Raw genomic sequence first — 10324 nt, forward strand, 5'->3', positions numbered from 1 at the left:
TTCCGGACCGCGTGCGAACCGGCGCGGACCGCCGCCGCCGATCGACCGGCAGGACGTCCGGCGGCAGCTCATGAAGAACCGTGACGGGCTCCGCGGCCGCTGCGGTGTGGTCCGTCTCCGCCCGGGCGGGACCGGCCGGCGTCCCCGCGGCGGAGCCCGGCGCGGGGCAGCCCCGGCAGCTGTCCCGCCAGGGACGCGACGAGGGCCAGGCCGAAGCCCGCGGCCTGGAGGCCCGTGAGCGTCTCGTCCAGCAGCAGGAGACCCAGGACCGCGGCCGTCACCGGCGTCAGCGGGATCAGCAGGGTCAGGCTCGTGGCCGGCACGCGCCGGCCGGCGTGGAACCACGCGGCGTAGGCAATGGCGCCGCCGGGCAGCGCCAGCCAGGCGTAGCCGAGCACGGCCGGCAGGTCCAGGAAGAAGGCACCGGTGTCCAGCAGGGGCACGAGCGGGGCGATCATCAGACCGCCCAGGGTCAGCTGCCAGCCGGTCGCCGCGAGCCCGCTCATGCCGTCGGGCAGACCCCACCTGCGGGTCAGGACCACCCCGGCGGCCATGACCGCGGTCCCGGCGAAGGCCGCGGCGAGCCCGAGTGCGTCCAGGGTGACGGTCCCGGCGAACACGGCCACGGACACGCCCGCCACTGCGGCGAGGGCCCACAGCATCCGGGGCAGCGGCGTGCGCTGCCGGAAGGCCAGCAGCAGCAGGAGCGCGGCGACCAGGGGCTGGGCGGAGCCCACGACCGCGGCGAGACCGCCCGGCAGGCGGTAGGCGCCGAGGAACAGCAGGGGGAAGAACGCCCCGAAGTTGAGCAGCGCGAGCACCGCGAACCGTCCCCACCAGTCCCGCGGCGGCCGCTGCCGGGTCAGGGCGAGCAGCAGCAGCCCGGCGGGGAGGGCCCGCAGGAGGGAGGCGGTCATGGGCCGGTCCGGCGGCAGCAGCTCGGTGGTGACCACGTAGGTGGTCCCCCACACGACCGGCGCCACGGCGCCCAGGAGGATCAGCCGGGCACGACCGGCCGGGGCGTGGTCCACCGGCGCACCTCCGATCCGCTCCGCGCCCCGTCCGGGGCAGGATGCCCCGATCCTACGGGTCCGGCCCGGCGGCGACCGGAGTAGATTGCCACCATGGACATCCGCGGGGGGATCGTGAGCACGCTGTCCGTGCTCGTGCTGCTGCTGAGCGCCTGCGCCCCGGAGGGTGGCGGGACCGTGGCCACCGGCGAGCGTCTGGGCGCCCCGGCGGACGCCCCCGCCCTCGACGTCGAGGTCGTCGTGGACGAGCTCGAGCTCGCGTGGGACGTGGCCCGCACCCCGGAGGGGACCGTACTGGTCACCGAGCGGGGCGGCCGGCTGCTGGCCCACGACGAGCAGGGCACGCGGGAGGTCGCGGCCGACCTGGACGACCTGTTCGTGGGCAGCGAGGCCGGGCTGATGGGCCTGGAGGTCTCCCCGGACTTCGGGCGGACCCGGGAGATCTTCCTGTGCCACGCGACGCGCACCGGGGACGGCCGGCCGCAGGACGTGCGGGTCACCCGCTGGCGGCTCGACGAGGGCGCCGCGGCGGCCGAGCGCACCGGGACGGTCGTCGACGGCCTGCCCATCAGCTCCGGCCGGCACAGCGGCTGCCGGCTGCGCTTCGTCCCGGACGGCACGCTCCTCGTGGGCACCGGGGACGCCGCGCAGGGCGCGAACCCGCAGGACCCCGACTCGCTCGGGGGCAAGACGCTGCGGCTGCACCCCGACGGCACGGTCCCGGAGGACAACCCGTTCGCCGACCGGGACGGGCCCGGGGCCGCCGTCCACACCCTGGGCCACCGCAACGTCCAGGGCCTGGCGGTGCAGCCCGGGACGGGCACGGTGTGGTCGGCGGAGCACGGCCCCGGCACCGACGACGAGATCAACGTCCTGGAGCCCGGCGCCAACTACGGGTGGGACCCGGCGCCCGGCTACGACGAGTCCGTGCCCATGACCGATCTCGAGGAGTTCCCGGACGCGCTTCCGGCCGCGTGGTCCTCCGGGCGCCCGACGGTCGCCCTCAGCGGGGCCGCCTTCCTCGAGGGGGACCAGTGGGGGGCGTGGGAGGGCGCGCTGGCGGTCGCGGAGCTAAAGAACACCGGCGTGGGGGTCTACCGGGTCGAGGACACCGCGGTCACCGGGCTGACCCGCATGGCGGAGCTGGAGAACGACTACGGCCGGCTGCGCTCGCTGACCCTCGACGACGAGGGCGCGCTGTGGGTCACCACCTCCAACGGCGACGACGACGCCGTCCTGCGCGTCACGGCGAGCGCCGGCGACTCCTGAGCGGGGCGCACGACACGCCGGAGGGCGCCGGTGCCGCCCGCCCGCCGGGCGGCTCCGGTTGACTGGCGCCTGACACCGTCCCCCGAACGGCCCCCGCGGAACGGTCCCCCCGGTGACGCGGCCCCCGACCTCGTCACGATCCCCCTCCCGCACCCCCACCCCACCCCCCCCTCTCGGGCCCAGGGAGTTCCCCCATGCACCGCCGCACCCTTCTCGCGCTGGGCGCCGCCCTCGCGACCGTCCCCGTCGGCGCCCCGACGACCCCCGCACAGGCAGGAACCACGCTCAGCCCGAGCAGCACGACGCAGCGGCAGCTGGACGCCGCGATCCGCACGCTGTGGGCCGACTGGACGTCGCTGCTGCGGCACGACGCGGCCCGCGGCTGGTGGGCCGTCCGTGCCGATGCCCAGAACGGGGCCAACCCCTACGTGGCGGAGGGGCAGGGGTACGGGCTGATGCTCAGCGCCCAGCTGGCGCCCCTCGACCCCCGGGCCCGCGGCTACGTCGACGGGATCACCCGCTACGTCCTGGACCACCCCTCCCGGATCGACCCGGGCCTGCACGCCGCCGAGCAGGACGACCGCATGGTCTCCCACCACGGCCGGGACAGCGCCACCGACGGCGACCTGGACCTCGCCATGGGGTGGCTGATGGCGCACCAGCGGTGGGGCTCCGGGGGGACGTACGACTACCGACGGCTGGCCCTGACCCGCATCGCCGCGATCAAGCGCTCCCTGATCTCCCCCACCACCGGGCTCCTCGAGCTCGGGGACTGGTCCAACGGGGCCTGGCAGAACGTCTCGCGCCCGAGCGACTGGATGATCGGGCACTTCGGGGCGTTCCACCGCGCCACGGGGGACGTGAGCTGGGCGGCCGTCTGGGGGCGGCACCTGGCCGCGGTCCGGCGCCTGCAGTCGGTCCACGCTCCGCGCACCGGCCTGCTCCCGGACTTCACCGTGGGCTCCGCCTCGACCATCGCCCCCGCCCCGGCCCACACCCTGGAATCCGGCCACGACCGGCACTACTACTACAACTCGTGCCGCGTCCCGCTGCGGCTGGGGGCGTCCCGGCACCCGGAGGCCCGGGCCGCCGCGGCCCGCATCTCCGGCTGGGCGCGGTCGAAGTGCGGCGGTGATCCTGCCCGGCTGCCCTCCGGCTTCACCCTGGACGGAGCGACCCTGCCGGGCGGGGGCTACCAGGACCTCGCGTTCATCGCGCCCCTGCTCGTGGGCGCCCGCTGGGGCGGCGACCAGGCCTGGCTCGACGCCCTGGGCCGCTGTCTGGCGGCCCGCACGGAGTTCACGTCCTACTACTCCAGCTCGATCCAACTGCTGTCCATGGTGAGCGTCTCCCGCGCCTACGCCCTCCACCCCTGAGCCGGCGCGGCCCGCCGTGCGGCGCGTCGCCCCCGCCCGGTCGACGGCGGACCGTCGCCCCGCCGGGCTCCGCCCCGGGGCGGATCCGCCGCGTGCCGGGGCCGGGCAGAGTGGACCCATGCCCGCTCCCGCCCCCTCCCGCATCGCGGCCCTCGACGTGGCCCGCGGTCTCGCGATCCTCGGCACGCTCGCCACCAACATCTGGATCTTCAGCCACCAGGGCGGTTTCCTCGGCTACCTGACCGATCCGCTGGCCGGCACCGCCGGCGGAGCGGCGCGCGCTGCCCAGGCGCTGCTGATGGCCGCGGCCAACGGCAAGTTCCTGGGCCTGCTGATGCTCCTCTTCGGGATCGGCCTCGCCGTCCAGTACGCCTCCGCCCGGCGGCGCGGACTCGCGTGGCCCCGGTCCTACCGGGTGCGGGCGGGGATCCTGTTCCTGGACGGGCTGCTCAACTACCTGCTGATCATCGAGTTCGACGTCCTGATGGGCTACGCGCTCACGGGGATGGTCGTGGCGTGGCTGGTGACCACCTCGGAGCGGGTGCAGCGCGGCGTCGTCCTGGCGTGCGCCGCCGCGCACGTCGCGGTGATCGGCGCGCTGACGGCCGTCCTCGCCGTCGTTCCCGCCGGGGACCCGGCCGAGGCCCTGGCCCGGCCGAACCCCTACGCCGACGGCACGTGGTGGGAGCTCGTGCTGCTGCGGCTGGACGCCGTCGTCCTGTTCCGCGCCGAACCCGTCCTGATCCTCGGACTGGGGGTGGTCATGTTCCTGGCCGGGCGGTTCCTGTGGCGGGCCGGTCTCCTCGTCCCGGACGGGGGCCGGTGGCGGCGGCGGCTCATGGTCCTGGGCCTGGGGGCCGCCCTGCCCGTGGACCTCGGCCTGAACGTCCTGGGCGGTCAGGCCGGTGCCTTCTTCGCCCGCTACACCACCGCCCCGGTCGTGGCGCTGGGTCTGCTGGCCCTCGTGGCCCACCTCGGTGTGCGTCGCCCCGGACAGCCGCCGTCCTGGGCCGCACGGAGGCTGGCAGAGGTCGGCCGGACCGCCCTGAGCTGCTACCTGCTGCAGAACCTCCTGGCCTCGGCGCTGTTCTACGGCTGGGGCGCGGGCCTGGCCGTGGCCGCGGCCCAGCACCGGCTGCCCGCCACGGTGCTCGGCTGGCTGCTGGTGTGCACCGCCGTGCTGGTCTTCGCGCACCTGTGGCTGCGGCGCTTCCCGCGCGGCCCGCTGGAGGAGCTCACAGCGCGCGCCGCCGGCGCGCGCCGGGCCCCTGCGGCCGTGGCCCGCCAGAGCTGAGACCTCGGACCCCGGCGTCGGCTCCGGCGGCCGGGCGGCCCGGCGCGCGGCCGCTCAGGACTCCGCCTGCCCCTGCCGCCAGTAGCCCATGAAGGAGACGTGCTCCTTGGGGATGCCCGCGGCGTCGACGCACAGCCGGCGCAGCGCCTTGACGGTGCCGGACTCGCCGGCGAGGAACACGTAGGGGGCGTCGGCGCGCGCGGGGGCGGCCACCGACCAGGCCCGGGGCTCCGCGGCGTTCTCCGCGACCGCCAGGGCGGGCGTCCCGCGGCCGCGCTGCGGGCGGCGGCCGGCCAGGACGTCGTCCACGGCTCCGCCGGGCAGCTCGAGCAGGCGCGCGAGGCGCACCGCGGCCCGGTGCCCGTGCCCGGCCGGCTCGGCGCCCCCGGCGCGCGGCAGGACGTGCAGCCGAACGTCCGGAAGGTCCGCGGGCAGGCGGTGGGCGGCGACGTCCTCGGGGTGCGGGACCTCGAGCACCACGTCGAGGCGGGGGCGGGTCCCGCCGGCGGGCAGCCCGTGGTGGGCGTCCGTGAACTCCTCCGCGACGGACATCAGGGCCGGGGCGGCGGTCTCGTCCCCTACGGCGAGCACGCGCTGGGCGCCGCCGTGGTCCCACGCCGCCCAGGGCCGCTCCTGGGGACCGGGTCCGAGCAGGTACACGCGCTCGCCGGGGGACACGGCGGCCGCCCACCGGCTGCCCGGGCCGTCCTGGGCATGCCCGCCGTGCACCACCACGTCGATCACGAGCTCCGGGACCACCATCCCGCAGAACGTGGTGCGCCGGACGCCGCGCACGGTGTAGGTGCGCATCCACCCGCGCTCCTCGGCGGGCCGGGCGAACCAGCCCTCCCGCAGCCCCAGGGACAGGTCCGCCCGCTCGGGCTCGCGGCCGGGGGGCGGGACCAACAGCTTGATGTAGGCGTCCCGGCACCGGGTCCGGTCCCCGGCCCCGATGAGCGCGGGGGACAGGCCGGCGAGCTCCGGGCCCGCCAGGGTGATCCGGCGGAAGGACGGGCACAGCTGGGTCACGGACGTCACGGCGGCCTCGACGCACAGCACGGAGTCCGCGCGGGCACCGGTGGCCTCGGGGGTGGGGATGACGGTCACGGCAGGGTCCTTCCGATCTCGGCGGCGGCCCGGGGCGCGGGCTCCAGGGCCACGGGTGCGGCGGGCGGTACGGGGTGGGAGCCCTCGCGGGCCCGCCCGCGGGGCAGGACGACGGGCCGGCCGCCCACGGGGTCCCGCGCGACGTCCGCCCGGAGCCCGAAGACCTCGGCCAGCAGCTCGGGGGTGAGCACCTCGGCGGGCGTGCCCACGGCCACGATCCGTCCCGCGGCCATCGCCACGAGCCGGTCGGCCACGCGCGCGGCCAGGTTCAGCTCGTGCAGGACGGCGACGACGGTGGCCCGGCCGGCACCCGGCCCGTCCGGGTGCTCCAGCCCCCGGAGCATGTCCAGCAGGTCCACCTGGTGCGCCAGATCGAGGTAGGAGGTGGGCTCGTCGAGGAGCATCGTGCGGGCGCGCTGGGCCAGGGTCAGGGCGATCCAGACCCGCTGGCGCTGCCCGCCGGAGAGCTCCTCCACGGGGCGCGCGGCCAGGGCCGTGAGCTCGGTGAGCTCCATCGCCCGAGCCACGGCCGCGTCGTCGTCGGGGGAGGGGGCGCCCCACCACCGGCGGTGCGGGTGCCGTCCGCGCTCCACGAGCTCGGCGACGGTCAGGCCCTCCGGGACCACGGGCGACTGCGGCAGGAGGCTGACCGAGCGGGCGTACTGGCGGGCGTGCCACTCGCGCACGCCGCGGCCGTCCGCCTCGAGCGTGCCGGCGAGCGGGCGCAGCTGCCGGGACAGGCCCTTGAGCAGCGTGGTCTTGCCGCAGCCGTTGGCGCCGATGAGCACGGTGGTGGCCCCGTGCGGGATGTCGAGGTCCACCTCCCGCACCACGGTGCGGTCCTGGTAGCCCAGGGACAGGCCGCGCATCCGGAACGCGGGGACGCCGGCCCCGGGGTCCGCCACGGGCTCCTCCACGGGGCGCACGTCGTCGCGCAGCTCGGGGCTCATGCCAGGGCTCCTCTCCGCTGCCGCACGAGCAGCCACAGCATCACGGGGGCGCCCACGGCGCCCGTGACCACACCGGCCGGCAGCTGCACCTGCGCCACCAGGCCTGCGCCGACGGCGTCGGCAACCACCACGACCACGGCGCCCACGAGGGCGCACGCCACGATCGAGGTCCGCCCGCGGGTCAGGGCGGTGGCCACCGGGGTGGACATGAGTGCCACGAAGGCGAGCGGGCCGGTCGAGGCCGTGGCCACGGCGGCCAGCAGCACGCCCAGGCCCAGGGCGAGGGCCCGGCTGCGCGCCGGGCGCGCCCCGAGCCCGGCCGCCAGCTCCGGGCCGAGCTCGGCGGGCTCGAGCGCGCGGTGCACGGCCACGGCCGCGGGCACGGCCAGCAGCAGGCACGCCCCGAGGACCGTGATCCGGTCCCACGTGGCGGCGTTGAGGGAGCCCGCGGTCCAGAGGGCGGCGTCCTGGGCGGAGTTCAGGGACAGCCGTGCCAGCAGGGCCGCGGTGAGGGCCTGGGCGAGCGCGGCCACGCCGATGCCGGCGAGCAGGAAGCGCTCGCCCACGATCCCCCCGGTGCGCAGCCGCACCGAGGCGGTGGCGATGAGGGCCGCGGCGAGCAGCGCCCCGGCCAGGGCGGTCCAGGACACGGCCGTGCCCCGCAGACCCCACAGCGCGGTGCCGGCCACGGCTCCCGCCGCGGCGCCGTAGGTGATGCCCAGGATGTCGGGGCTGGCCAGGGGATTTCGGAGCACCCGGCGGAACAGGGCGCCCGAGCAGCCGAGGGCGGTCCCGGCGAGCGCGCCCAGCACGGCGCGCGGCAGCTTCTCCTGCAGCACGATGAAGCTCGCCCCGGGGATCTGCTCCCCGGCGAGGATCGCGAAGAAGTCGGGGACCGTCACGGTGTAGCGCCCGAGCAGCACGCGCACGGCCAGGGCCGCGAGCAGCGCCAGGACCAGCAGGGCGACCGCCCGGCGGGTGCGGCGGGTCCGGTCGCGGCGGACGCCCCGGACGAGCTCGGCGGCGCCGGGCTCCGCGGGGGCGGCGGGCGCGGGGGTGAGCACGGCGCCGGTCACAGCGTCACGCTCCGGCCCCGGCGCAGCAGCGCCAGCAGCACGGGCACGCCCAGCACCACGGTGGTGACGCCCACGTGGATCTCCTGGGGCGGGGTCAGCACCCGGCCCAGGACGTCGGCCGAGAGGAGCAGCACGGGGCCCAGGACCACGCTGAACAGGACGATCCAGCGGTAGTCGCCGCCGAGGAGGCGGCGCACGGCGTGGGGCACGAGCAGGCCCACGAAGGCGATGGGGCCCGCGAGCGCCGTGGCCGAGCCGGAGAGCAGGACCACGCCCACGAAGACGAGGACGCGCTGCACGCCCAGGTCCACGCCCAGTCCGTGGGCGAGCTCGTCGCCCAGGGCCATGGCGTTGAGCCCCGAGGAGCCGCCGAGCACGAGGAGCACGCCGAGCAGCACGAGCGGCGCCACGGCGGCGAGGTCGGTGGTCTCGGCGCGGGCGACCGAACCGATGCTCCAGAACCGGAAGCGGTCCAGGACCGCGGGCAGCATCAGCACCACGGAGGAGGTCAGCGCGGTGAAGCCGGCGTTCACGGCCGCGCCGGAGAGGACCAGGCCCGCGGGGGTCGGGGCGCCGCCGCCGAGCCGGGAGGAGCCGAAGACGAGCACCGCGGCCACGGCCGAGCCGGCGAGGGCCAGGGCGGTGAGCTGCCACGTGGCCACGAGGCCGAGCCAGCCGATCCCGAGGACCACGGCGCACGCCGCGCCGGCGGTCAGCCCGAGCAGCCCGGGGTCGCCCAGCGGGTTGCGGCTGACCCCCTGCATGCCGGCGCCGGCCACGGCCAGGGCCGCCCCCGCGAGCACCGCGGTCAGGGTCCGGGGGATCCTGCTCTGCACCACGGCGGCGTCGATGCCCAGGCCGGCGGAGACCTGCGCCCAGCCGCCCTCCAGGAGGTCGGCGGGCAGCCCGGTGAGCACGGCGACCACGGTGGCCGGGTCCACCGAGCGGGCTCCCCAGAACAGGGAGGCCGCGGCGGCGAGGACCAGCAGCAGCACGGCCGCGGACAGGGCGAGGCCCCGGCGCCGCTGCGCGGTGCCGGGGGCCTGCCGGGTGGCCCGGGCGGGGGAGACCGTGCTCGTGCTGCTCACCGGGACCGGGGTCTCACCGACCGCCGGCGGACGCGGCGGCCTCGGCGATGTCCGGCAGCACGTTCTCGAGCGCCCACGGGATGCTCAGCGGGGAGGCCGCCGAGACCGAGAGCACCTCCTGCTGGTCGCTCTGGAGCACCAGGGCGTCGTTCTCGACCGCGGGGACGCGGCTGAGCAGGGGGTCCTTCTCGATGGCCTCGCGCACGCTGTCGTCCTCGGCCCAGCTGACGAAGACGTCGGAGGTCAGCTCGTCGGCGCGCTCCGGGGACCAGGTGACGAAGAACTCGTCCTCATTGCCCTCGGCGGCCTCCGCGACCGCCTCGGACTGGACCATGCCGAGGGACTCGAGGAACTTGGGGCGGTTGTCCACCGCGGTGTAGGCGAAGATCTGGTCGGCCGCGGACGGGTCGAGCGTGCCGTACACGAAGGACGTGCCCTCGAGCTCCGGGTGCTCGGCGGCGGCGTCCTCGATCTGCTGCTCGACGTCCGCCACGACCTCGGCGGCCCGCTCCTCCCGGCCCAGGGCCTGGCCGATGAGCTCGGTGGAGTCCTGCCAGGACGTCCCGTAGGCCACGGCGTCCTCGGGGAAGCCGACCACGGGCGCGATCTCGGAGAGCTTGTCGTAGTCCTCCTGCGTCAGCCCGGAGTAGGCGCCCAGGATGACGTCCGGCTGGAGCGCGGCGATCGCCTCGAAGTTGATGCCGTCCGTCTCGGCGTAGGTCTCCGGGGCCTCGGCGCCGGACTCCTCGAGCGCGGCGTCGAACCAGTCCGTGGAGCCGTTCTCGTTGGCGCCGAAGTCCAGGGCGGGCACCCCGACCGGGACCACGCCGAGGGCGGTGGCGACGTCGTGGTTGACCCAGGACACCGTGGCCACGCGCTCGGGGGCCTCCTCGATCGTGGTCTCGCCGAAGGCGTGCTCCACGGTGCGCGGGAACTCGCCCGTGGCACCCTCCGCGGACGCGGACCCGCTCCCGGACTCCCCGCCCGCCGGTCCGGTGGAGCACCCGGTCAGGACCAGGGCCCCCGCGGCCAGCACGGCGGCCGGGGGGAGGACGCGGCGGCGCACGGCGGACGGAGCAGGGGACAGCGGGCGCGGAGCGCGGGGGAGCAGAGAGGCCACGGCCACCCTTTCG

General features: G+C 76.8%; 9 protein-coding genes. 3 read left to right on the plus strand and 6 right to left on the minus strand.

Features of this window, described 5'->3' with window-relative positions:
* Positions 1-68: 68 nt before the first annotated feature.
* On the minus strand, positions 69-1031 hold the full coding sequence (locus CK505_RS03785) for a DMT family transporter (protein ID WP_095650272.1): 963 nt from the start codon (positions 1029-1031) through the stop codon (positions 69-71).
* A 93-nt stretch (positions 1032-1124) separates the two neighbouring features.
* Between CK505_RS03785 and CK505_RS03790 the strand changes: the two genes are divergently transcribed.
* The 3 genes from CK505_RS03790 (at position 1125) to CK505_RS03800 (ending at position 4970) form a co-directional block, all read left to right on the plus strand.
* Complete coding sequence (locus CK505_RS03790) at positions 1125-2300, plus strand: sorbosone dehydrogenase family protein (protein WP_095650273.1); 1176 nt, start codon at positions 1125-1127, stop codon at positions 2298-2300.
* 194 nt (positions 2301-2494) lie between these two features.
* Entirely contained in the window at positions 2495-3676 is a 1182-nt protein-coding gene (locus CK505_RS03795; RefSeq protein ID WP_095650274.1) for a glycosyl hydrolase family 8, read from the plus strand.
* 118 nt (positions 3677-3794) lie between these two features.
* Positions 3795-4970, plus strand: coding sequence for a DUF418 domain-containing protein (locus CK505_RS03800; protein WP_095650275.1), 1176 nt, complete (start codon positions 3795-3797; stop codon positions 4968-4970).
* 54 nt (positions 4971-5024) lie between these two features.
* Here the strand turns inward: CK505_RS03800 and CK505_RS03805 are convergent, their stop codons facing one another.
* The 5 genes from CK505_RS03805 to CK505_RS03825 are packed head-to-tail and all read right to left on the minus strand — an operon-like array spanning position 5025 to position 10317.
* Entirely contained in the window at positions 5025-6077 is a 1053-nt protein-coding gene (locus tag CK505_RS03805; RefSeq protein WP_255250881.1) for a siderophore-interacting protein, read from the minus strand.
* Positions 6074-7027 (minus strand): ABC transporter ATP-binding protein, encoded by a 954-nt coding sequence (locus CK505_RS03810; protein WP_095650276.1) that lies wholly within the window; start codon positions 7025-7027, stop codon positions 6074-6076. Before CK505_RS03810 ends, CK505_RS03805 begins: the two co-directional genes overlap by 4 nt.
* Positions 7024-8103: an iron chelate uptake ABC transporter family permease subunit gene (locus tag CK505_RS03815; protein WP_095650277.1), complete on the minus strand. Its 1080-nt coding sequence runs from the start codon at positions 8101-8103 to the stop codon at positions 7024-7026. The genes CK505_RS03810 and CK505_RS03815 overlap by 4 nt, the downstream gene beginning before the upstream one ends.
* Positions 8100-9191, minus strand: coding sequence for an iron ABC transporter permease (locus CK505_RS03820; protein WP_095650278.1), 1092 nt, complete (start codon positions 9189-9191; stop codon positions 8100-8102). The genes CK505_RS03815 and CK505_RS03820 overlap by 4 nt, the downstream gene beginning before the upstream one ends.
* 13 nt (positions 9192-9204) lie before the next feature.
* Complete coding sequence (locus CK505_RS03825) at positions 9205-10317, minus strand: iron-siderophore ABC transporter substrate-binding protein (protein WP_255250882.1); 1113 nt, start codon at positions 10315-10317, stop codon at positions 9205-9207.
* Between the last annotated feature and the right edge of the window lie 7 nt (positions 10318-10324).

It is taken from the genome of Kocuria sp. WN036 (genome assembly GCF_002287015.1).
Lineage (GTDB): Bacteria > Actinomycetota > Actinomycetes > Actinomycetales > Micrococcaceae > Kocuria > Kocuria rosea.

Excerpts from the sequence above, each read along its gene's own strand:
- CK505_RS03790 (WP_095650273.1), top strand. The coding sequence starts at position 1,125 with ATGGACATCCGCGGGGGGATCGTGAGCACGCTGTCCGTGCTCGTGCTG.
- CK505_RS03795 (WP_095650274.1), top strand. The coding sequence starts at position 2,495 with ATGCACCGCCGCACCCTTCTCGCGCTGGGCGCCGCCCTCGCGACCGTC.
- CK505_RS03800 (WP_095650275.1), top strand. The coding sequence starts at position 3,795 with ATGCCCGCTCCCGCCCCCTCCCGCATCGCGGCCCTCGACGTGGCCCGC.
- CK505_RS03810 (WP_095650276.1), bottom strand. The coding sequence starts at position 7,027 with ATGAGCCCCGAGCTGCGCGACGACGTGCGCCCCGTGGAGGAGCCCGTG.